This window comes from Pseudomonas sp. P116, from assembly GCF_020149425.1.
GTDB lineage: Bacteria > Pseudomonadota > Gammaproteobacteria > Pseudomonadales > Pseudomonadaceae > Aquipseudomonas > Aquipseudomonas anatoliensis.
The window spans coordinates 736337-757729 of the sequence record NZ_JACVHB010000003.1 but is presented as its reverse complement, the minus strand read 5'-3'; the positions used below and the strand labels follow the sequence as shown (position 1 = coordinate 757729).

20 protein-coding genes are annotated in these 21393 nt (G+C 59.8%); 9 read left to right on the top strand and 11 right to left on the bottom strand.

Features of this window, described 5'->3' with window-relative positions; all coding sequences use genetic code 11:
• Positions 1 to 5: 5 nt before the first annotated feature.
• Positions 6 to 956 carry a choline sulfate utilization transcriptional regulator gene (locus ICA15_RS13905; RefSeq protein WP_210553250.1) on the bottom strand — a complete coding sequence of 317 codons (951 nt, stop codon included), beginning with the start codon at positions 954 to 956 and terminating at the stop codon, positions 6 to 8.
• Between the two features lie 114 nt (positions 957 to 1070).
• Here ICA15_RS13905 and betC point away from each other — a divergent pair, with 114 nt between their 5' ends.
• The 3 genes from betC to ICA15_RS13890 all read left to right on the top strand — a co-directional run bounded on the left by betC (position 1071) and on the right by ICA15_RS13890 (position 5348).
• Positions 1071 to 2585, top strand: a complete 1515-nt coding sequence (gene betC, locus ICA15_RS13900; RefSeq protein WP_210553251.1) for a choline-sulfatase — start codon at positions 1071 to 1073, stop codon at positions 2583 to 2585.
• 16 nt (positions 2586 to 2601) lie between these two features.
• Positions 2602 to 3522: a choline ABC transporter substrate-binding protein gene (gene choX / locus ICA15_RS13895; RefSeq protein ID WP_210553252.1), complete on the top strand. Its 921-nt coding sequence runs from the start codon at positions 2602 to 2604 to the stop codon at positions 3520 to 3522.
• A 257-nt stretch (positions 3523 to 3779) separates the two neighbouring features.
• Positions 3780 to 5348 carry a SulP family inorganic anion transporter gene (locus tag ICA15_RS13890; RefSeq protein ID WP_210553253.1) on the top strand — a complete coding sequence of 523 codons (1569 nt, stop codon included), beginning with the start codon at positions 3780 to 3782 and terminating at the stop codon, positions 5346 to 5348.
• A gap of 91 nt (positions 5349 to 5439) precedes the next feature.
• On the opposite strand, the gene aroE is transcribed toward ICA15_RS13890, so the two are convergent.
• The gene (gene aroE, locus ICA15_RS13885) at positions 5440 to 6261 is read right to left on the bottom strand and encodes a shikimate dehydrogenase (protein WP_210553254.1); all 822 of its coding nucleotides are present in this window, start codon (positions 6259 to 6261) and stop codon (positions 5440 to 5442) included.
• A 9-nt stretch (positions 6262 to 6270) separates the two neighbouring features.
• Entirely contained in the window at positions 6271 to 7185 is a 915-nt protein-coding gene (gene hemF / locus ICA15_RS13880) for an oxygen-dependent coproporphyrinogen oxidase (RefSeq protein WP_210553255.1), read from the bottom strand.
• A gap of 163 nt (positions 7186 to 7348) precedes the next feature.
• Between hemF and ICA15_RS13875 the strand changes: the two genes are divergently transcribed.
• Positions 7349 to 8326, top strand: a complete 978-nt coding sequence (locus ICA15_RS13875) for a quinone oxidoreductase family protein (protein ID WP_210553256.1) — start codon at positions 7349 to 7351, stop codon at positions 8324 to 8326.
• A 7-nt stretch (positions 8327 to 8333) separates the two neighbouring features.
• Here the strand turns inward: ICA15_RS13875 and ICA15_RS13870 are convergent, their stop codons facing one another.
• The 8 genes from ICA15_RS13870 to ICA15_RS13835 all read right to left on the bottom strand — a co-directional run bounded on the left by ICA15_RS13870 (position 8334) and on the right by ICA15_RS13835 (position 16504).
• On the bottom strand, positions 8334 to 9632 hold the full coding sequence (locus tag ICA15_RS13870) for a phenylacetate--CoA ligase family protein (RefSeq protein ID WP_210553257.1): 1299 nt from the start codon (positions 9630 to 9632) through the stop codon (positions 8334 to 8336).
• Positions 9622 to 10890, bottom strand: a complete 1269-nt coding sequence (locus ICA15_RS13865) for an aminotransferase class I/II-fold pyridoxal phosphate-dependent enzyme (protein ID WP_210553258.1) — start codon at positions 10888 to 10890, stop codon at positions 9622 to 9624. Before ICA15_RS13865 ends, ICA15_RS13870 begins: the two co-directional genes overlap by 11 nt.
• Positions 10887 to 11981 (bottom strand): DUF3419 family protein, encoded by a 1095-nt coding sequence (locus ICA15_RS13860; protein ID WP_210553259.1) that lies wholly within the window; start codon positions 11979 to 11981, stop codon positions 10887 to 10889. The genes ICA15_RS13865 and ICA15_RS13860 overlap by 4 nt, the downstream gene beginning before the upstream one ends.
• Positions 11982 to 12023: 42 nt before the next feature.
• Positions 12024 to 12758: an iron-containing redox enzyme family protein gene (locus tag ICA15_RS13855; RefSeq protein ID WP_210553260.1), complete on the bottom strand. Its 735-nt coding sequence runs from the start codon at positions 12756 to 12758 to the stop codon at positions 12024 to 12026.
• Positions 12736 to 13404 (bottom strand): hypothetical protein, encoded by a 669-nt coding sequence (locus ICA15_RS13850; RefSeq protein WP_150616978.1) that lies wholly within the window; start codon positions 13402 to 13404, stop codon positions 12736 to 12738. The genes ICA15_RS13855 and ICA15_RS13850 overlap by 23 nt, the downstream gene beginning before the upstream one ends.
• 279 nt (positions 13405 to 13683) lie before the next feature.
• Positions 13684 to 14241, bottom strand: coding sequence for an L-threonylcarbamoyladenylate synthase (locus ICA15_RS13845; protein WP_150603674.1), 558 nt, complete (start codon positions 14239 to 14241; stop codon positions 13684 to 13686).
• 55 nt (positions 14242 to 14296) lie between these two features.
• Positions 14297 to 15397: a DNA-processing protein DprA gene (dprA, locus tag ICA15_RS13840; protein ID WP_210553563.1), complete on the bottom strand. Its 1101-nt coding sequence runs from the start codon at positions 15395 to 15397 to the stop codon at positions 14297 to 14299.
• Positions 15398 to 15478: 81 nt separating this feature from the next.
• Positions 15479 to 16504 (bottom strand): LysM peptidoglycan-binding domain-containing protein, encoded by a 1026-nt coding sequence (locus ICA15_RS13835; RefSeq protein ID WP_150603672.1) that lies wholly within the window; start codon positions 16502 to 16504, stop codon positions 15479 to 15481.
• Between the two features lie 159 nt (positions 16505 to 16663).
• Here ICA15_RS13835 and def point away from each other — a divergent pair, with 159 nt between their 5' ends.
• From def to ICA15_RS13810, 5 genes are all read left to right on the top strand, one after another.
• On the top strand, positions 16664 to 17170 hold the full coding sequence (def, locus tag ICA15_RS13830) for a peptide deformylase (protein WP_042556915.1): 507 nt from the start codon (positions 16664 to 16666) through the stop codon (positions 17168 to 17170).
• 71 nt (positions 17171 to 17241) lie between these two features.
• Complete coding sequence (gene fmt / locus ICA15_RS13825; protein WP_210553261.1) at positions 17242 to 18201, top strand: methionyl-tRNA formyltransferase; 960 nt, start codon at positions 17242 to 17244, stop codon at positions 18199 to 18201.
• Positions 18198 to 19508 (top strand): 16S rRNA (cytosine(967)-C(5))-methyltransferase RsmB, encoded by a 1311-nt coding sequence (gene rsmB / locus ICA15_RS13820; RefSeq protein WP_210553262.1) that lies wholly within the window; start codon positions 18198 to 18200, stop codon positions 19506 to 19508. Before fmt ends, rsmB begins: the two co-directional genes overlap by 4 nt.
• A 22-nt stretch (positions 19509 to 19530) precedes the next feature.
• Entirely contained in the window at positions 19531 to 20907 is a 1377-nt protein-coding gene (trkA, locus tag ICA15_RS13815; protein ID WP_150593319.1) for a Trk system potassium transporter TrkA, read from the top strand.
• 167 nt (positions 20908 to 21074) lie between these two features.
• Positions 21075 to 21389 (top strand): tetratricopeptide repeat protein, encoded by a 315-nt coding sequence (locus ICA15_RS13810; RefSeq protein ID WP_200616575.1) that lies wholly within the window; start codon positions 21075 to 21077, stop codon positions 21387 to 21389.
• Positions 21390 to 21393: the final 4 nt, after the last annotated feature.

Sequence of the window (21393 nt, the reverse complement as noted above, 5' to 3'; positions counted from 1 at the left end):
GATCTTCAATTAGCAATCGACGGCAACTGCAACCCGACCAAAGATTCGGCACTGCGCGCCTGCTCCTCCATCAACCAATCGACAAACTGCTGGATCAACACGCCACGCCGTTTGCGCTGCGGCAACACCACGTAATAGCCAAGGCGCGACAGGGTGGTCTCGGCAATCGGTCGACACAGCAAACCCTGACTGAGCAAGTTATCCACAAGGTGACGCCAGCCAATCGCCACGCCTTGCCCGCCGATCGCCGCTTGGATCAGCAGTGTGTAATTGTCGAAACGCAATTGCCCCGGCGCCGGCGGGGTAGTGATGCCGAGTTCGCGGAACAGCCCGCTCCAGTCAAACCAATTGCTGCTGTTTTCCCCCCGCAGATGCAGCAACGGAAATTCCAGCAATGCCTGCGCGGTCAAGGGCAGGGCACGATCCTTGAGCAATAGCGGACTGCACACCGGAAACACTTCTTCGCTGAACAGCCAATGGCTTTCACCTTGTTTGAAACGCCCATCGCCAAAGAGGATCGCCACGTCGATATCGGTGCGCAGCATGTTGTGGTTGCGCTCGCTGGTGACCAGGCTGACGTCGACGTGCGGATTGGCTTCGTGGAAGCGATGCAGACGCGGCATCAACCAATACGCAGCGAACGCAAAATCGGTGGCGACTTGCAGCACCTCATGTTGCTGCTGTGCGCTGATCGCACTCAAACCGGCGTCGATATTCTGCAAACCGAGGCTAACTTGCTCAAACAGAATAGTGCCGACTTCGGTGAGTTCAATGCCACGGTAGATTCGATCGAACAACCGTGAGCCAAGCTGTTCTTCAAGCCGTTTGATCTGTTGGCTGATCGCTGGTTGCGTGGTCCCGAGCTCCACCGCGGCGGCGGTAAAACTGCGATGCCGGGCAGCGGCCTCAAAGGCGCGCAACAGGTCGAGCGACAGATCACCAAGGGCTTCATACATAAGCTGTGCTTATCCTAGTCATTGCCCGGCGCGGGCTTTACCCGACAGAGCATGGACTCCATGCTCGGTCGCAGCAATGTCGCATAAATATTCACTATGGAATGCCGCGATCACATGAAGCGCAAGAATATTCTTTTCATCATGGCCGATCAGATGGCCGCGCCAATGTTGCCTATCTACGGCCCTTCGCCGATCAAACTGCCCAATCTTTCGCGCCTCGCCGACCAAGGCGTGGTTTTCGATGCCGCTTACTGCAACAGCCCGTTGTGCGCACCGTCGCGTTTCACCTTGGTCAGCGGCCAGTTGCCGAGCAAGATCGGCGCGTACGACAACGCTGCCGATTTCCCCGCCGATGTGCCGACTTACGCCCACTACCTGCGTCGCCTCGGCTACCGCACAGCACTGTCGGGCAAGATGCATTTTTGCGGCCCGGATCAGTTGCATGGCTACGAAGAGCGCCTGACCAGTGATATCTATCCCGCCGACTACGGTTGGTCGGTGAATTGGGACGAGCCGGACGTGCGGCCGACCTGGTATCACAACATGTCTTCGGTGCTGCAAGCCGGGCCGTGCGTGCGCACTAACCAGCTCGATTTCGATGAAGAGGTGGTGTTCAAGGCGCAGCAATATCTGTTCGATCACATTCGCGAAGATGGCGATCAGCCGTTCTGCCTGACCGTGTCGATGACCCACCCACACGATCCGTACACGATTCCCAAGGCATTCTGGGATTTGTACGACGATGCCGATATCCCGTTGCCTGCAACACCGGACCAGCACGAACTCGATCCGCACTCGCAACGGCTGCTCAAGGTTTATGACCTGTGGGATAAACCTCTGCCTGTGGATAAGATTCGCGACGCGCGCCGTGCGTACTTCGGCGCTTGCAGCTATATCGATGCCAACGTCGGCAAACTCCTGCAAACTCTTGAGGAAACCGGGCTGATCGATGACACCATCATCGTCTTCTCGGGCGACCATGGCGACATGCTTGGCGAAAAAGGCCTCTGGTACAAAATGCACTGGTACGAGATGGCGGCGCGAGTCCCCCTGTTGATAAGTGCGCCAGGCCAGTTTGGCGCGGGCCGGATCAGCGCTGCAGTGTCCACCGCCGACCTGTTGCCAACCTTCGTCGAACTGGCTGGCGGCATGCTGGAGCCGGGTCTGCCGCTGGACGGGCGGTCGCTGGTGCCGCATCTGCAAGGGCAGGGCGGTCATGACGAAGTATTCGGCGAGTACATGGCCGAAGGCACGATCAGCCCGCTGATGATGATCCGCCGTGGTGCCTACAAATTTATCTACAGCGAAAGCGACCCTTGCCTACTCTTTGACGTAGACAACGATCCGCGTGAAATGGAAGAACTCAGCCAATCGCCACAGCATCGCCAGCTTTTCGACGATTTTCTTGTCGAGGCGCGCGCCAAGTGGGATATCCCGGCAATCCACCGGGACGTTCTCGCCAGCCAGCGCCGCCGCCGTTTCGTCGCCGATGCGTTAACCATCGGCAAGCTGAAGAGCTGGGATCACCAGCCATTGGTGGACGCCAGTCAGCAGTACATGCGCAACCATATCGACCTCGATGATCTGGAGCGCAAGGCCCGTTATCCACAACCCTGCCAAAACCAATAATGTGAAGGGGAAGTCCATGCGCAAGTTATCCACAGCAGTGACGTTTGGCCTGATAGCGCTGAGCAGCGCCTCGGCATTTGCCGAGCAAAGCTGCAGCACGGTAAAGATGGCCGACCCCGGCTGGAGCGACATCGCCGCAACCAACGCCATTACCGGGTTTCTGCTGGATGGCATGGGCTACAAGGCCAAGGTCGACACCCTCGCGGTGCCGATCACCTTCGGCGGTTTGAAGGATGGCCAGGTGGATGTCTTCCTCGGCAACTGGATGCCGGCGCAGCAGGGCTTCTACGATAAGTTCGTGGCTACCGGCGATGTCACGCAACTGGCGAAGAACCTCGACGGCACCGAGTTCACCCTGGCCGTGCCGGACTACGTGTGGGATGCCGGTGTGCATGACTTTGCCGACCTGAACAAGTTTGCCGACAAGTTCGACAAGAAGATCTACGGCATCGGCTCGGGCGCCCCGGCGAATATCTCGCTGCAGGAGATCATCAAGAAGAATGACTTCGACATGGGCCAGTGGAAACTGATCGAGTCCAGCGAACAGGCGATGCTCGCCGAAGTGTCGCGGGCGGTGAAAAAACAGAAATTCGTCACCTTCCTCGGCTGGACCCCGCACCCGATGAACGTGCAGTTGAAAATGCGCTATCTGAAGGGCGGCGAGAAATACTTTGGCGACACCGGCAGCGTGTTCACCCTGACGCGCAAGGGTTATGCGGAGGCCTGTCCGAATGTGGGTAAATTGCTGACCAATCTTGCGTTCACTCAGGAAATGGAGAACAGCATCATGGCCGAGGTGGTGAACAAGAAGATCACCAATGCCGAAGCGGCGAAGGCTTGGATCAAGGCTAATCCGGCGGTGTTGGACAAGTGGCTGGATGGGGTGAAGACGGTGGATGGCAAGGATGCGTTGGCGGCGGTTAAAGCCAAGCTCTGATCGTGGGGTTGCCGAAATTGTGCTCGGCTTGAGATTTTTGCCCCCTCACCCCAACCCTCTCCCCCAGAGTGGCGAGGGGGAAGGGAGCTGATCTGTGGTTTATTCAGAATTTGATTTCGACGCGGATTTTTCACGTCGGCGTAACTCGATCAAACACCTCGGTCAGTCCCCTCCCCCTTTGGGAGAGGGCTAGGGTGAGGGGCTTTCTCAACTGACACCCTGTTACCCTTGAACAAAACCCCAAACCGCGAGGACCCATGGCCTTCCCCAGTCGCCGCTCACTGTTTCCCTTCCTCACCTGGCTACCCCGGCAAACCCGCGCCAGCGTCGGACGGGATCTGATCGTCGGCCTCAGCGGTGCGATTCTCGCGTTACCTCAGTCGATTGCCTACGCGCTGATCGCCGGTCTCCCACCTGAATACGGCCTCTACGCCGCGATCATCCCGGTGCTGATCGCCTGTCTGTGGGGTTCGTCGTGGCATTTGATCTGCGGCCCGACCGCGGCGATTTCGATCGTGCTTTACGCCAGCGTCAGTCCACTGGCTGTGCCGGCATCCCAGGACTACGTCACCCTGATCCTGTTGCTGACCTTCCTCGCCGGGGTATTTCAATGGTTGCTTGGCTTGCTCCGGTTTGGCGCGCTGGTGAACTTCGTCTCGCATTCGGTGGTGCTCGGTTTCACCCTTGGCGCGGCGGTGGTGATTGCCATTGGGCAATTGCCAAACCTGCTGGGGCTGGATTTGCCAGCCAAAGCCACGGCGCTAGACAGTTTGATGGATCTGCTGCAACACCTCCGAGCTGTGGATAACCCATCGTTGCTGCTCGGAGTAGCCACGGTGGCAGTCGGCGTTGTGCTGAAACAATGGCTGCCGCGCTGGCCGACGTTGTTGATCACGTTAGTGCTGGCCAGTCTGCTGGTGTGGCTGTGGCCGGCGATGTTCGGCCACGTGCATCTGGTCAGCGCATTTGTCGGGCGTTTGCCGCCGTTCAGCGGGTTGCCGCTGGATCTGGATTTGATCCTGCGCCTGCTACCCAGCGCAGTGGCGGTGGGCATGCTGGGGCTGGTCACCAGCCTGTCGATTGCCCGCTCGATATCCGCACGTTCGCAGCAGTTGCTCGATGCCAATCAGGAAGTTCGCGCGCAAGGCCTTTCGAACATTGTCGGGGCATTCTTCTCCGGATCGCTGTCGGCGGGTTCGTTTACCCGCTCGGGCCTCAGTTATGAGGCCGGCGCCTGCTCACCGCTGGCGGGCGTGTTTTCGGCGCTCTGGGTGGCATTGTTTGCGATTTTTGGTGCCGGGCTGATTTCGCATATTCCGATTCCGGCGATGGCCGGCAGCATCCTGTTGATCGCCTGGGGGTTGGTGGATCATCGCGGTATTCGCGCGTTACTGCGGGTCAGCCGCGCCGAGTTCGTGGTGATGGCGCTGACCTGCCTGGCCACGCTATTGCTGGAGTTGCAGACCGCGATCTACGCCGGCGTGCTTGCTTCGCTGTTCTTCTACCTCAAGCGCACTTCACAGCCGCGGGTGCAGCACTGGCGTGATGGTGAAGACGATGTGCTGCGGGTCGGCGGCTCGATCTTCTTCGGCGCCAGCCATTATCTGCAAGTGCGTTTGCAGCGCATGCACGGCGCGCGGGTGGTGATTGAGGCGCAGCAGATCAACTTCATCGACTATTCGGGGGTGGAGATGTTGCATCAGGAAGCGCGGCGCCTGTTGAGTCAGGGTCGCAGCCTGACGTTGCGCGGTGCGCGGCCGCAGGTGGTGGAGGAACTGCGCAAGCTGGAAGGGCCAGAGAAGTGCCCGATCCGGTTTGAGGATTGATCTGATATCAGTGTCGACTTCCATCGCTGGCAAGCCAGCTCCCACAGGGATTCAGGTGATCCTTGTGGGAGCTGGCTTGCCAGCGATGCCTTTAAAGAGCCAACTGGCGGCGCAGTTCTGTGAGCACTGGCGCCGTGTCCGGCCGCACGCCGCGCCAAAGGAAGAAGGCTTCCGCCGCTTGTTCGGCCAACATCCCCAAACCATCCATCGACACCGCCGCGCCGTGCTCACTGGCCCAACGGCAGAACGCCGTCGGTTCTTTGCCGTACATCATGTCGTAGCACAACGTCTTGCCCGGTTCGATCAGGCTCGGCGCAATCGGCGGTACATCGCCGGTGAGGCTGGCGGACGTGGCGTTGATGATCACATCCACCGGCTCGCGCAGCCAATCAAAGCCGCTGGCCGACACCGGCCCCAGATCGCAGAACAATTCCGCCAGCAACTCGGCCTTGTCTACCGTACGGTTGGCGATGATCACCGACGCGGGTTTCTCCGCCAGCAACGGCTCAAGCGCTCCACGCACGGCGCCACCGGCACCGAGCAGCAAGATGCGTTTGCCGGTCAGGCTGAACCCGGCGTTTACCGTCAGATCCCGCACCAGTCCGGCGCCGTCGGTGTTGTCGCCGAGCAGCGAACCGTCGGCCAGTTTGCTCAAGGTGTTCACCGCACCGGCCCGTTGCGCACGGGCCGTCAGGCTATTGGCTAGCCGATAAGCGTCTTCCTTGAACGGCACAGTGACATTGGCGCCGCGACCTTCGCGGAAAAACGCCGTAGCACAGGCGGAAAAATCGTCGAGCGGCGCCAGCAACGTGGCGTAGTCGAGGCTCTCGCCGGTCTGCTCGGCGAACAGCTTGTGGATCATCGGCGATTTGCTGTGGCCGATCGGGTTACCGAAAACGACGTAACGATCCATCAGATGTCCTCAGGCTTGGGTCAGCCAGTCGCGGTCTTGCAGGAAGTACTCGGTCAGGCGCGCTTCTTCGCTGCCAGGTTCAGCCTTCCAGTCGTAGCCCCAGCGTACTTGCGGCGGCAGTGACATCAGGATCGACTCGGTACGCCCGCCCGATTGCAGGCCGAACAGCGTGCCACGGTCGTAAACCAGGTTGAACTCGACGTAGCGGCCACGGCGGAATTCCTGGAACTCACGTTGCTGGGCGGTGAACGCATCGTGCTTGCGGCGCTGCACGATCGGCAGATAGGCGTCGATGTAGGCATCACCAATGGCGCGCATGAAGGCGAAACTGGTGTCGAAATCCCACTCGTTCAGGTCATCGAAAAACAAGCCGCCGATGCCGCGCGGTTCGTGGCGATGCTTGATGTGAAAGTAGGTGTCGCACCACGCCTTGTAGCGCGGATAGACGTCGGCGCCGAACGGCGCGCAGGCCTGTTCGGCGACGCGGTGCCAGTGGATGCAGTCTTCTTCGTTGCCGTAATACGGCGTCAGGTCAAAGCCGCCGCCGAACCACCAGACCGGCTCTTCACCTTCTTTCTCGGCGATGAAAAAACGCACGTTGGCGTGAGATGTCGGCACATGTGGGTTGTGCGGATGAATCACCAACGACACACCGAGGGCCTCAAAACCGCGACCGGCCAATTCCGGGCGATGGGCACTGGCCGACGGTGGCAGACCACTGCCGAAGACGTGGGAAAAGTTGACGCCACCCTTTTCGATCAGCGTGCCGTTTTCAATCACGCGAGTGCGACCGCCACCACCGGCCGGCCGGGTCCAGGCGTCTTCGACGAAGCGCGTGCCGCCATCCTCGGTTTCGAGTGCGGCGCAGATGCGGTCTTGCAGGTCGAGCAGATAGGCCTTTACGGCGTCGGTGCGGGTCGTCATGGCTTCACCTTGAATCGGGGCATCACTACGCGGCAACCCGCAGGCGGGGGTCGGCGCAAATGGGCGCGTAGCATAACACCGCAGGCCAACGCGCCGCAGTTGACGAAGATCATGCATAAGCGTTGGATAGGGACCTCACAAAAGACCCAAGGAGAGCAGGCAGATGGCAAAGCGTATCCAGTTCCGCGCCCACGGCGGTCCCGAAGTACTCGAGTTTGTTGATTACGAACCCGCCGCGCCCGGCCCTGATCAGGTGCGCGTAGCCAACAAGGCTATCGGCCTGAATTTCATCGACACCTATTTCCGCAGCGGCCTCTACGCACCGCCAGCCTTGCCGTCCGGCCTGGGCGCGGAAGGTGCAGGCATTGTTGAGGCAGTGGGCAGCGAGGTGACCCGGTTCAAGGTCGGTGACCGCGTCGCGTACGGCAGCGGCCCGCTGGGCGCCTACAGCGAATTGCACGTTCTGCCTGAAGCCAATCTGGTGCATCTGCCGGACGAAATCAGCTTCGAGACGGCTGCCGGGGTGATGCTAAAGGGTCTGACCGTGCAGTACCTGCTGCGCCAGACTTATGAACTCAAGGGTGGCGAAACCATTCTGTTCCACGCCGCTGCAGGGGGCGTCGGTTCGCTGGCCTGCCAATGGGCCAAGGCACTGGGCGTGAAGCTGATTGGCACCGTCAGTTCCAAGGAGAAAGCCGAACTGGCGAAAGCCAACGGTGCCTGGGCAACCATCGACTACAGCCACGAAAACGTTGCCGAACGCGTGCTGGAATTGACCGACGGCAAAAAAGTCCCGGTGGTCTATGACGGCGTCGGCAAGGACACCTGGCTGACTTCGCTGGACAGCGTGTCGCCCCGTGGCTTGGTGGTGAGCTTCGGCAATGCTTCCGGCGCAGTCGACGGGGTGAATCTGGGGATCCTTTCCGCCAAGGGCTCGCTCTACGTCACCCGGCCTACATTGGCGACCTATGCCAACAATGCGCAGAACCTGCAGCGCATGGCCGATGAACTGTTCGAGATGATCATCAGCGGCAAGCTCAAGGTCGATATCAGCCAGCGCTATCCATTGGCTGAAGCGGCGAAGGCGCAGACCGAGTTGTCAGCTCGGCGCACCACCGGTTCGACCATCCTGCTGCCCTGAAAACACGCTACCCCGGTGAGTCCGGGGTAGCCTCCAACTCAATAAAAAACGGTGTCTTGCCCGCAGCAGTTGTTTCGAAACAGTTGCGGGCCATACGCCGCACCTGCAACCCCAACACGCCAGGCAACCTGAGCAATGCTCTTGCCTGCTCCTCATTGTGCAACGCCCGTTCGATGGCGGCTTCTGCGCCGGACGGCAGTTTGCCCTGAGCAATGACCAGACACAGGCGCACACCGTTGGCCTGTCGATTGATCTGTACCTGAATGTCGGTCGAACCCAGCTCCGGCAACGCCTGTGCGAGTACGCTCATCACCTGTCGCTGTGTGATCATCGCGCCACCCAGCTTGATCGATGTCTCTACCCGCCCCTCAAGTTGCACCACAGGCAAGGCGCTGCCACAGGCGCAATTCGCCGCACTGCGCAGGATTCGCCCACGATCACCAATCCGGTAACGCAACAGCGGCACATGGTCGGGCAGCAAAACTGTCAGCAGGAACTCACCGCTTTGGCCCGCGGCCACTGCTTGCAAGGTGAACGGGTCCACCACTTCGACGAACATCGCATCGGCGTGCAGATGATAGAAACCGTGCTCAAGGTGCGCGCATTGATAGCCGATGGGCCCGGTTTCCGTCGAGCTGTAGCCCAGCGACCGGAGCCTTATCGCCGGCCAGCCCCGGCCAAGCTGTTCGCGCAATTGAGGACCGCAGGGTTCCCCGATGTAGTAAAGCCATCTCAGACTGACCAACTGCTGTGCGTCGATTTCATCGTGGTTGAACAGCGCCGCGGCGAATGAAGGCGTGCAAATCAGTGCATCGGCCTCTTGCGACTGAATCAGCCCGGCAATTCGCTGAACCCCCATCAATGAACCGGCGGGCAGCAGACGCGCGCCGACATGCTGGACGATCGCCGCTGCGTACTGGAAAGCGCCCTGCATTTCACCCGCGGTCAGGCAATTGATGACCACGCTCGGGCGTTCGTCCGCCACGCCAAACATTCGCGCCCCCAGCGGCACGATGCTGGCGTTGAACGCCCAGGAATGGGTGATGTGTTTGCGGCTGCCGGTGCTGCCGCCCGACGTCAGGGTCAGGCCGCCACCCGGCGCACGGTGCGACGCTTCGCCAAGCGCGGAAAACAGCACACCGCCATGCTCGTCCTCCACGGCCTGAATCGGCAGGCGCTGCAAATCCTTCAGACTGTGCACCTGCAGGATCTGCGGACACAGCGCACAGAACCACGGCAGTGACTGCGCATGGGCCAATTTGTGCGCAAAGGCCTGGTTGGCAGCGAGCACGGGATCATCGCTCATCGTCACGACCACCCTGGCGAATGCCCAATTCATCGAAACCGCCACGGACGGCATTGGCCAGGCTCTCCAATTGGGCCTGGTTGTGATTCGCGCTGACGGCCAAACGCAGAATCGCTTCGCCTTTGGCCACCACTGGAAACACGGCGGTGGTAACAGCGATGGCCTTTCGACGCAGGTGCAACGCCAGACTGATCGCATCACGCTCGGCGCCAACGCGGACGAAACGAATGGGCGAGGCGACTTCATGGTTGCCCAGAACCGGTCCGAGCAGGTCGTCGATCAGGGCAACATTTCGCCACAGAGCCGCCTGCAACTGCCCCAGCTCCGGCGAAAGGTGGATGTCCGCAGACGCTACCGCCGCACCGACGCCACCCATCGACAATGGACCGCCGAAGGTATAGGTCGACGCATGGCGGCGGATCATTTCAGCGTCGGCTTCGGTAAACACAGTGATCGCTCCGCCCGTGGCACCAAATGCCTTGGACAGCGAGGACAGAAGGATCAGACGATCGCGCCGTCGCTCATCGGCGGCGACCAGCGCATAACCTCCGCCTGTTACACCGTGAATCGAGGTGCCGTGGGCGTCATCGGCATACAGATAGCCTTCAAAGCGCTCCGCCAGTTGCAACAGACGATTAATCGGATACAACCCCCGCATCGAGCCAATGCTGTCCGTAAGGATGATTGGTGTATGGCCAGCGGCTACCGCTGTGGAGCAAGCCTGTTCGACTTGCTCCACGTCATTGCAGTCGCATCGCTGTACAGGGCCGAACTGCCACAGAATCCCTTGTAGCACCTGCATCGAGGCATGGGCCGCCCGGTCAACGATCCAGCCGGGGCCACGACGCAACGGATAGGACGGTAACTCGCCGGAGCCCAGTAACGGCAGGCAGCCCAGATGCGCACTGCCCACCGAGTTGAAGGTCACCGTGTAGCCCTGGAATATCTGGTGCAATTGCTCGTCGAGTTCGCGCATCGGCGGTAGCAGCGCACGGGTTCGTGCGGCGGCGAATTGCACGCCGAAGGATTTCACGGAGCTCACCGCGCTTTCAATCAGACGCGGGTCGCACTCCAGTCCCAGGTAAGAACATGAGAGAAACTCGGTCAGCCGCTCCCCGCTGCTCAACTCGATGGTCTTGCCCTCACGGCTGACCAGTTTCAGGCCATTTAGCCCGGCATCAAACAACTGCTGCTGATCGTCACGGGCCTGACGCACACGGTTTTTTACCCAGTTGACGGTTGGGTGCTGATTGTTCATCGGGATACCTGCAAAGGTGTCGTCTGGCGGTAGACCTGCACGCGCCAGAGCTGGGTTTTCTCTCGTGCGATCGCATCCTGGTACTGGCCAGTGATATCGCAGAAGCCTGCACAATCGGGTTCGACGATGTGCAAATGGCCGCGCATGACCAGCAACGCCTCATCGGCAAGGGACGGACGCAATTGCTGCAAGACACTCGCTCCAGCGGCTTGGGGCATGAAGGAAGGGACGTCCGAGAGCGATACGAAATCGACATCCGTGTGTTTGGCGGCGCAGCCGATAATGTCGGCCTGCACGATGCGCAACTCACATTGCTCAATGGCCTCTCGGGCACTCTTGAAGATCCGCGGATCGCACTCCAGCGGGAACCCTTGCGGATAGCGCAGCTCACCAAAAAACAGCATTTGCAGAAAGAAGCTCTCGCGAACGATCTGCGTGGTGAACAAGGTGTGAAAAATGTCCAGATACGCTGCGCGGGAGCTGATACCCAGGTTGTTGGGTGGAAACGATCCCTTGTACAACAACGAATTGAGCACTGCTGCGTTGCCCAGCAGCGAGATCACAGCCCGCCAGCGCCTGAGGGGAAAACGGGTGCGGTAATAATCGGTTTGCTCGCCGAGATCGCTGCACTGAAAAATCTCTCTACCTGCCTCGCCGGTAAACAATCGGTTGACCTTCGCCAACCGCTGCAAAGTCCGCTCAAAGGCCCCCATGTAGATCGGCGCCTGCCAATGACGTGCCTGGAAAAGCTCCGCCAGCCAGTGGCGATCGACCCGCGGCAGATCCAGTTGCTCAAGTATGGATTGGCGTCGCGACGGCAAAATCCCTGGGTGGTAACCCATAAAGTCCATAAACGATGTGTAGTCGGTCTGTTCCAGCAGAGCAAAGCGCAGTCGCGTGAACGCCAGTTGCGGCGCGCTTATATCGATGCAGGTCATGCGTGCGGGGTTGCGAGCCAGCAGCGGCAGCAGCCGCCCGCCACTTCCCGCGACGCCGACCACGTGCCTGGCCCGCTGGGGCAAGATGGCGTATTCCAGTGCGGTGTCTTCATCCCCCAGCGCATAGTTCAGTCGCTCGAAATAGTCAGCCATGCCTGCCCCCATGCGTCATTCGGGAGAATCGCCGTAAAGGACTCATGAGTTATCCAGTGCGTGCAGGAAGTCATAGCGCGGCGCGAGGCCGTTTTGCCACGCCTCATACTGCTCATAGACGGCTTCAAGCATATTGCCGGTCAGGCGCAAACTGGTTTCCATCACGGTAGCAACGGCGTCCCAATCGGATTGATCTTTGCAAGTTCGCTGCAGGATGAGTTTGATCTCGTTGAAGTGTTCGACATCAATATCGGAGTGAGCAATAAAGAATGTCAGCTGAGCCGGTTTTAACGACAATGTTTCACTCAAACTATTAATAAGCGGATTAATGAATTGATAGGCGTTCTCTGCCCAATAACTGTACCCCAGCCGTTGCAGCGGATTACCGGCAAAAGATATCCAGTATAAATAGGCGATTAACACTTCGGTTGCCGGAAGTGCCGTCGGTATATCGAAGACTTCATTCTTGAGGCCCAGACTCATGACGTCATGCAGTGCCATCTTTTCATGGCCAACTTCTTGCGCCGCATGCTCAAAACAAAACTTTGCATACACCGGATTATCAGCATGTCGCACACCCACCAAACCCTGGTTTCGCGCATTGTGTGCGGTGTAGTGAAACGTCTCGATCATGTAAATCGCATACAAGGCCTTCGAAACGCTGCCGCCACGGATGGCTTTCACCAAGCGCGAGTTATCGAGAATATCGGCCCATAACTGTTCGATTCGTTCGTCCAGCAGGATCAACTGTTGTTCAAAACTGGCGTGCGCGGTCATCGTGATGCTCCGGTGGATTCAGGGCTGTGTGGGCGGGTTGCTGAACGGCTGCGAGGATCTGCGGCCATTGCGCCGAGAGCAGCCAATAATCAGCGCGTGCGCGTTGTTCGATATGCAGGGAGTCGGTGGTGATCGATGTCAGGCCGAAACGCTGGAACAGTCGTCGTTGGGGTGATCGGCACAGGGCGATGACGCCCTCATAACCGCGCTTGATCGCCCACTCGGTGGCCGATGCCAGCAGGCAGTTGACCGACACCGGCAGCTGACCATGGGAGAGGGTGATCAACCTGCTGAACTCGACATGACGCGACAGCGCCTGTGTTGGCGAAAGGTGCTGATGCGCCAGTGATGCCCATTCAAAGGGTGAGGGAGTCACCCTCAATACCGCCATCAACCGGTCTTGTTGATAGAGCAGAAAGTGAGTGCTGCGGGCCGTTATCGCCAAGCTGGTTTCCAGCAAACGGGCTCTGGAGGTCAGCATGTAATGTTGCAGTCGCAGCCGAAACTGCCGACCAATAAACCGCTCGAACTCTCGCGTGTCTGATCCGGCTTCAAGAGTAACCACACGACAATCTTCATGCTGACGTTTTAATGTCGCCTGAAGTGCCTGCAGATAATCCGTGAGTTGTAAATCCGTAGTATCCATTCCTTCTCCGCAGACGTTAACTTATCGAAGTTTTCTGAGCGCATTGAAATAATGGATGCTTTTAGAAATATCGCCACTGCGCGATTTCTGATAATGACGTAGGAAAAGTTACTGAAACTGAATATTCGTCGATTAGTCCGACACGGCAAAGACAGATATAAACAAAAAGTTGTTGTATTTTGATGGTTAGTTGAAGGAAAAATCGCAGCCATATGTAGTACTCCTCACCTTGAAAGCCGAGGAGTACTACCTGTATCTATATAAGCTCGAAACAGAACGTCAGTCAGGACGAATGACGTTACCGCTGGCCAGGTCACGGATCACGCTGGGGTTCTTGCGCCCACCCAGTTCTCCACCCAGGACCAGATCAATCTGTCCGCGGAAATACTGCTCGACCCTCAAACGCGTGCGCGCCGCCGGACGTCCTTGCGGGTTGGCCGAGGTCGAAATCAGTGGCCCTACCATTGAGCACAAGTCTCGCACCTGCGGGTGATCGCTGACCCGCAGCGCGACGGTGTCATGCACCCCGGTGACCCATTCCGGCAACAAGTTCTGATGCGGTACCAGCCAAGTGTTCGGTCCTGGCCAGGTGCTGGACATGCGGTCGATCCAGTCCTGCGGGAAGTCTTCAAACAGAAAGTCGAACTGGCGAATATTGTCGGCGACCAGAATCAGGCCCTTGTCGACCGAACGATTCTTGATCGCCAGCAGCCGATCCACCGCTTCTTCATTCCACGGATCGCAACCCAGCCCCCAGACAGCTTCGGTTGGATAGGCAATCACCGCCCCGGCGCGAATCTCTCGCGCGGCTTGTTGCACACGCCAACTGTTGACCATGAAAAAACTCTCCACAAACAGGTTTCGCGCAGTTTACCGATCTTCCTTGTAAAACCTAGCTCGTCCTGGCCAGCCAGCGACCGTTTTCACACACCGCACGGCCATCCATTTCCAGTTCAGTAAGGGCCGCCAACACTTTGGGCAAGGCCCAGCCACTGCTTTCAGCCAAGCCCTCGCTGGTATGCGGTGCGGCGTGCAGCAGCGTAAGCAGTGGATGAGTCTCTTTAGGAGTGTCGGTAGACATCGGTAAATGCTGCCAGCCGCGCAAGGCTTCAAGAATGTGTTCGATGGTTTCCACCAGCACCGCGCCATCGCGAATCAACTGGTGACAGCCCCGTGCGCCGGGGTGATGAATCGAGCCGGGAATGGCGTAAACCTCTCGTCCCTGTTCCGCCGCCAGCCGCGCGGTGATCAGCGAACCACTGGCGACACTCGCCTCGACCACCAGCACGCCAAGGGACAAACCACTGATGATCCGGTTGCGCCGCGGGAAGTTGCTGGCGCTCGGGCCGGCATCCAGCGGAAACTCCGAAAGCACTGCGCTGCCCGAGGCAATCATCGCGTCGGCCAGCCGCTGATTGCGCTGTGGATAAAAATTTTCCAGGCCGGTGCCCAGCACACCCACGGTTTGCCCGCCGACATCCAGCGCGGCCTGATGTGCGGCGGCATCAATGCCCAGCGCCAGACCACTGGTGATGACAAAACCGGCGCCCGCCAGGCAGCGAGAGAAGGCTGCGGCGGTGTCCATTCCCGGACGCGAAGCACGGCGGCTGCCAACCATCGCCAGTTGCGGTTTTTCAAGAATCAGTGGATCGCCGGCGACAAACAACAGCGGCGGTGGATCCGGAATCTGTGCGAGCAGCGCCGGATAGTTCGCTTGATCCCACATCAGTAAATGTTGATTGGGGCGCTCTAGCCAGCGCATTGCGTGACTGGCGCCATCGCGCACTTCGGGACATCGCCGCGACTCGGCACACGCCGCCGGCAATCCCAGCGAACGCCAGGCACTGGCCGGGGCGCTGATGGCTTTGGACGCCGAGCCAAAGGCTTCGAGCAATTTTAGGAAGCGCTTCGGACCGATTGTCGGCAAGCGATGCAGGCGCAGGCGCGCTTCCAGTTCCGCAGGGGAAACTGGCGTACAGGCTGACAGCATAATGGATCAATCCTTGATCGTTATAAGCTCCGAACCATTCGGAGCAAGCTGTGGATAACTCTGTTGGTAACTTGTGAAGCACGCTTACGGATTTCGCACCTTGTCGAGCACCGCCAATGAGCGCGAGGCGTTAAGGACGAGGCCGTAGCTGAGTTTGTCGTAGGTGCGGAATACCATCAGCAAGCCGGCGCGTTCGTCGGGGATTTTCAGGGGCTGACCGGTGATCCGGTCGCGCACGGTTTCGCCGGTTTTCATCACCACCAGCACATTGCCTTCAGCCAGGCCGTCACGCTTGCCCTTGTTCAGGGTGACCACGTCCATTGCACCAATCTGGGTGACACCGCGCGGCACGTCGATGATGACGCCGTTGATGTCGCTGGTCGGCGCGCTGGGCATGAAGCTCGAGTTGATCGAGCGCTCTTCGCCGCTGAACAAGCGGTCCCCAAGGCGTACTTCCTGGGTGGTGCGTTGCAGGGCGAGGGTGGCGACATCGCCCTCGGTGGCAACAATTTCGCCACCACCGATGTCATCGGCGTTGATCCCGAGAAACTCCTTGGTCTGCGGATCGGTGTAGACCTTGCCCTGTCGGAAGATGCCGTACACCGGCTGATCCGGGTCGAAGTGGCCACGAGCGAAAATGCGGTCGCCGGTGCCGCTGAGCACCCGTTCGGCATCGCCGGCGACGATGTACGGCGCCTTGTCGAAGTCTTCGGCCTTGTCGACGATGCGATTGCTCAACAGAAAGCTGTTGATGGATTTGAGTGGAATGCTCGGAATCGCCTCGGCCACCGGGCTGGTACGAATGCGTGGCGAGAGCTTGATGGTGCCGCGCGACTCGCCGCGATTGAGGGTCAGGCGCGGCTGGCCGTTGACGTAACTGAGCGTCAGCGTGTCGCCGGGATAGATCAGGTTGGGGTTCTCGATCTGCGGATTCGCCCGCCACAGTTGTGGCCACTGCCAGGGCTCGCGCAGGTATTTACCGGAAATGTCCCAGAGGGTGTCCCCCGAAACCACCGTGTATTGCTGTGGAAAACCATCCCTGAGTTGCACTTGCCCGTGCGCCGCGCCAGCCGAAGCCAACAGCAGCAGGGCGAGTAGTGTTTTCCTCATGCAGTGAATCCCTTTATCATGTGCGCTCGCGTGAATCGTCAGAGCCCCCGTGGCTCGCTTGAGCAAAATGCACAAGCTACGCTTCACAACGGTAGCCTGCATCTTCGGACCTGCCAGGCCATCGACCCGACTTTACTCAACACGTGCAGCAATCAGCCTATGGCCATTTTAAACATCCTCGAATTTCCGGACCCGCGTCTGCGTACTATCGCCAAGCCTGTGGCTGTAGTGGACGACGAAGTGCGTCAGTTGGTCGATGACATGTTTGAAACAATGTATGAAGCGCCGGGCATCGGCCTCGCCGCGACCCAGGTCAACGTGCACAAACGTATCGTCGTGATGGACCTTTCCGAAGACCGCTCCGAGCCGCGGGTGTTCATCAACCCCGAGTTCGAATCGCTGACCGAAGAAATGGATCAGTATCAGGAAGGCTGTCTTTCGGTGCCGGGTTTCTATGAAAACGTCGACCGCCCGCAGAAGGTCAGGATCAAGGCGCTGGACCGCGACGGCAAGCCTTATGAACTGATTGCCGAAGGCCTGCTCGCGGTGTGCATCCAGCACGAATGCGACCACCTCAATGGCAAATTGTTCGTCGATTACCTGTCCACGCTCAAGCGCGACCGGATCAAGAAGAAACTGGAAAAGCTCCATCGCCAGAACGCTTGATGCCCTCCTTCAAAGGCTTGCTGCGGCAAGCCTTTTTCTTTTTATGAAGCTTTGCCATAGAGAGCCATTCAATGACCGAGCCACTGCGCATCGTTTTTGCCGGCACCCCGGAATTCGCCGCCGAGCACCTCAAGGCCCTGCTGAGCAGCCCTTACGAGATCGTTGCGGTCTACACCCAACCGGATCGTCCGGCCGGTCGCGGGCAAAAACTGATGCCGAGCCCGGTTAAACAGCTGGCGCTGGAAAATAATATCCAGGTGTTGCAGCCGCCGACGTTGCGCAACGCTGACGCTCAGGCTGAACTCGCTGCATTGAAGCCGGACTTGATGGTGGTGGTCGCCTACGGCCTGATCCTGCCGCAAGTGGTGCTCGATATTCCGCGTCTGGGCTGCATCAACAGCCACGCATCCTTGCTGCCTCGCTGGCGCGGTGCGGCGCCGATTCAGCGCGCCGTCGAAGCGGGCGATGCCGAAAGCGGCGTGACCGTGATGCGCATGGAAGCCGGCCTCGACACCGGTCCGATGTTGCTCAAGGTCGTCACGCCGATCACTGGCGAAGACACCGGCGGCACACTGCACGACCGTCTCGCCGAGATGGGCCCACCCGCGGTGGTGCAAGCGATTGCCGGTCTGGCTGCTGGCACTCTTGAAGGCGAAGTGCAGAACGACGACCTCGCCACCTACGCGCACAAACTGAACAAGGACGAAGCACGCATCGACTGGAGCCGCCCGGCCGTCGAGCTGGAACGTCTGGTTCGCGCTTTCAATCCGTGGCCGATCACCCACAGCACCCTCAACGGTGAAGCATTGAAAGTGCTCGCGGCGACTGTAGCTCAGGGCAACGGCGCACCGGGTGAAATCCTCAGCGCCAGCAAGGACGGCTTGATCGTCGCGTGCGGCGAGCAAGCGCTGTGCCTGACCCGCCTGCAATTGCCCGGCGGCAAGGCGCTGAACTTCAGCGACCTGTTCAACAGTCGCCGCGAGAAGTTCGCCGTCGGCACCATTCTCGGCGCAACGGTGGACGCGCAATGAATCCGCGTCTGGCCGCCGCCAAGGCACTCGCCGCCGTACTCAGCGGCAAAGCCTCGCTCAACAGCTCTCTGCCGACGCAACTGGACAAGGTCGAGGATCGCGATCGCGGTTTCACTCAGGATCTGGCGTTCGGCACCGCGCGCTGGCAGCCACGGCTGTCGGCGCTGGCAGAAAAACTCCTGCAGAAACCGTTCAAGGCTGCGGATGCCGATGTCGAGGCGTTGCTGCTGGTCGGTCTTTATCAGTTGCTCTACACCCGCGTCCCGGCCCACGCAGCCATCGGTGAAACCGTCGGTTGCGCCGACAAGCTGAAAAAGCCTTGGGCCAAGGGCCTGCTCAATGCCGTACTGCGCAATGCCCAGCGTGAAAGCGAAACGATTTTCGCCGAGCTGGAACGCGATCCCGTGGTACGCACCGCCCACCCACGCTGGCTGCAAAAATCCCTGAAGGTTTTCTGGCCAGAGCAGTGGGAAGCGATCTGCGAAGCGAACAACGCGCATCCGCCGATGATTCTGCGGGTCAACCGTCGCCATCACAGCCGCGACGCCTACCTCGGTCTACTGACTGAAGCCGGTATCGCCGCAACGCCGTGTGTCTTCAGCGCCGACGGCATCATTCTTGAAGCCGCTGCCGATGTGCGCAGCCTGCCGGGGTTCGCCGAAGGCTGGATCAGCGTGCAGGACGAAGCCGCACAACTGGCCGCCGATCTGCTCGATCTGGCGCCGGGCCAACGGGTGCTCGACGCCTGCTGCGCACCCGGTGGCAAGACTTGCCACATCCTTGAAGCCGAGCCTGCACTGGCCGGCGTGGTGGCGGTGGATCTGGAAGCCAAGCGTCTGGTGCGCGTGCGAGAAAACCTCGAACGCCTCGGCCTCAGCGCCGAGCTGATCGCTGCCGACGGTCGTGATATCGAGAAATGGTGGGATGGCAAACCGTTCCAGCGCATCCTGCTCGACGCACCGTGCTCGGCCACCGGGGTGATCCGCCGTCATCCGGACATCAAACTGACCCGTCAGCCCGACGACATCGTCGCCCTCGCGCAACTGCAAGGTGAGTTGCTCGAGGCGATGTGGAAAACCCTCGAAGTCGGCGGCATCCTGCTTTACGCCACCTGCTCGACCCTGCCGACCGAGAACACCGAAGTCATTGCCGCGTTCCTTGAGCGCACCCCTGGCGCACGCGAGCTGGACTTGGCCACGACCGCCGGGATCAAGCAGCCCCATGGTCGCCAACTGCTGGCCCAGCAGGGCGGGCATGACGGGTTCTACTACGCCAAACTGATCAAGATCGCTGCCGCACGCGGCTAAACGGATTCATTGGAGTGACTGGATGAAAATCATCATCCTCGGTGCAGGACAGGTCGGCGGTTCGCTGGCTGAACACTTGGCGAGCGAAGCCAATGACATCACGGTGGTCGACACCGATGGCGAGCGCTTGCGCGACCTCGGTGATCGCCTCGACATCCGCACCGTGCAGGGCCGTGGCTCGCTGCCGTCGGTGCTGCGCCAGGCCGGCGCCGACGACGCCGACATGCTGGTGGCGGTGACCAACAGCGACGAAACCAACATGGTCGCCTGCCAGGTCGCCCACACGTTGTTCCACACCCCGACCAAGATCGCCCGGGTGCGCGAAGCGTCCTATCTGAACCGCGAAGAGCAGCTGTTCCAGAACGAAGCCATTCCGGTCGACGTGTTGATCAGCCCCGAGCAAGTGGTGACCAACTACATCAAGCGCCTGATCCAGCATCCCGGTGCTTTGCAGGTGATCGACTTCGCCGAAGGCAAGGCGCAACTGGTGGCCGTGCGCGCCTACTACGGCGGGCCGTTGGTGGGTCAGCAATTGCGCCAATTGCGCGAGCACATGCCGAATGTCGAGACCCGCGTCGCTGCAATTTTCCGCCGCGACCGACCGATTTTGCCGCAAGGCAACACGGTGATCGAAGCCGATGACGAAGTCTTCTTCATCGCTGCGCGTGAGGATATTCGCGCCGTGATGAGCGAAATGCGCCGTCTCGATGAGACTTACAAGCGCATCGTCATCGCCGGCGGCGGGCAGATCGGCGAGCGGCTGGCCGAAGCCATTGAAAGCCGTTATCAGGTGAAGATCATCGAGATGAGCCCGGCGCGCTGCCGCTATCTCTCCGACACCCTCGACAGCACCGTGGTGCTGCAGGGCAGCGCCTCGGATCGCGACTTGCTGATGGAAGAGAACATCGCCGACGCGGATATTTTCCTCGCACTGACCAACGACGACGAAGCCAACATCATGTCGTCGCTGCTGGCCAAACGGCTGGGGGCGAAGAAGGTGATGACGATCATCAACAACCCGGCTTACGTCGACCTGATCCAGGGCGGCGACATCGACATCGCCATCAGCCCGCAACTGGCGACCATCGGCACGCTGCTGGCCCACGTGCGCCGTGGCGATATCGTCAGCGTGCACTCATTGCGTCGCGGTGCGGCGGAAGCGATCGAGGCGATTGCCCACGGTGATGCCAAGTCGAGCAAGGTCATTGGCAAGCCCATCGAGAAAATCGGCCTGCCGCCGGGCACCACCATCGGCGCGGTGATCCGCAATGATCAAGTGATCATTGCCCACGACGATACGGTGATCGAAGCGGGCGACCATGTGATTCTGTTCCTTGTGGATAAAAAGCATATTCGTGATGTGGAGAAGCTGTTTCATGTGGGGTTGAGCTTCTTCTGATCCGGATTATCTGGTGATCAGACTGGCCCTATCGCTGGCAAGCCAGCTCCCACAGGTTTTTGGTTGTTCACAAATGTGATGCCCACCAGAGATCCCTGTGGGAGCTGGCTTGCCAGCGATGGTGGCGCCACACATCTTCCCTGACACACCCGAAAAGGACTCAACCCATGCTCGAATCCCTGGAAAAAATGCTCGCCAAGGGTGTGGATAACTCCCTGCTGCGCTTCGGCTTGGGCAAGGGTTATCTGGATCTTGGGGAAAATGCCAAGGCCGCCGAGCATTTCCAGCGCTGCGTCGGCTTCGATCCGAAATACTCGGCAGCCTGGAAACTGTTGGGCAAGGCGCAACTGGCGTTGGGCGATCACGCCGCCGCGCGTCAGGCGTGGGAACACGGTCTGGAAGCCGCCCGCGCCCATGGCGACAAGCAGGCCGAGAAAGAAATGACGGTGTTTCTGAAGAAGCTCGATCGTCAGGCGCAGTAAGTCA

Bases quoted from the DNA above. Each gene is read 5' to 3' on its own strand.
- ICA15_RS13905 (WP_210553250.1), bottom strand. From the start codon at position 956: ATGTATGAAGCCCTTGGTGATCTGTCGCTCGACCTGTTGCGCGCCTTT.
- betC (WP_210553251.1), top strand. From the start codon at position 1,071: ATGAAGCGCAAGAATATTCTTTTCATCATGGCCGATCAGATGGCCGCG.
- choX (WP_210553252.1), top strand. From the start codon at position 2,602: ATGCGCAAGTTATCCACAGCAGTGACGTTTGGCCTGATAGCGCTGAGC.
- ICA15_RS13890 (WP_210553253.1), top strand. From the start codon at position 3,780: ATGGCCTTCCCCAGTCGCCGCTCACTGTTTCCCTTCCTCACCTGGCTA.
- aroE (WP_210553254.1), bottom strand. From the start codon at position 6,261: ATGGATCGTTACGTCGTTTTCGGTAACCCGATCGGCCACAGCAAATCG.
- hemF (WP_210553255.1), bottom strand. From the start codon at position 7,185: ATGACGACCCGCACCGACGCCGTAAAGGCCTATCTGCTCGACCTGCAA.
- ICA15_RS13875 (WP_210553256.1), top strand. From the start codon at position 7,349: ATGGCAAAGCGTATCCAGTTCCGCGCCCACGGCGGTCCCGAAGTACTC.
- ICA15_RS13870 (WP_210553257.1), bottom strand. From the start codon at position 9,632: ATGAGCGATGATCCCGTGCTCGCTGCCAACCAGGCCTTTGCGCACAAA.
- ICA15_RS13865 (WP_210553258.1), bottom strand. From the start codon at position 10,890: ATGAACAATCAGCACCCAACCGTCAACTGGGTAAAAAACCGTGTGCGT.
- ICA15_RS13860 (WP_210553259.1), bottom strand. From the start codon at position 11,981: ATGGCTGACTATTTCGAGCGACTGAACTATGCGCTGGGGGATGAAGAC.
- ICA15_RS13855 (WP_210553260.1), bottom strand. From the start codon at position 12,758: ATGACCGCGCACGCCAGTTTTGAACAACAGTTGATCCTGCTGGACGAA.
- ICA15_RS13850 (WP_150616978.1), bottom strand. From the start codon at position 13,404: ATGGATACTACGGATTTACAACTCACGGATTATCTGCAGGCACTTCAG.
- ICA15_RS13845 (WP_150603674.1), bottom strand. From the start codon at position 14,241: ATGGTCAACAGTTGGCGTGTGCAACAAGCCGCGCGAGAGATTCGCGCC.
- ICA15_RS13835 (WP_150603672.1), bottom strand. From the start codon at position 16,504: ATGAGGAAAACACTACTCGCCCTGCTGCTGTTGGCTTCGGCTGGCGCG.
- def (WP_042556915.1), top strand. From the start codon at position 16,664: ATGGCCATTTTAAACATCCTCGAATTTCCGGACCCGCGTCTGCGTACT.
- fmt (WP_210553261.1), top strand. From the start codon at position 17,242: ATGACCGAGCCACTGCGCATCGTTTTTGCCGGCACCCCGGAATTCGCC.
- rsmB (WP_210553262.1), top strand. From the start codon at position 18,198: ATGAATCCGCGTCTGGCCGCCGCCAAGGCACTCGCCGCCGTACTCAGC.
- trkA (WP_150593319.1), top strand. From the start codon at position 19,531: ATGAAAATCATCATCCTCGGTGCAGGACAGGTCGGCGGTTCGCTGGCT.
- ICA15_RS13810 (WP_200616575.1), top strand. From the start codon at position 21,075: ATGCTCGAATCCCTGGAAAAAATGCTCGCCAAGGGTGTGGATAACTCC.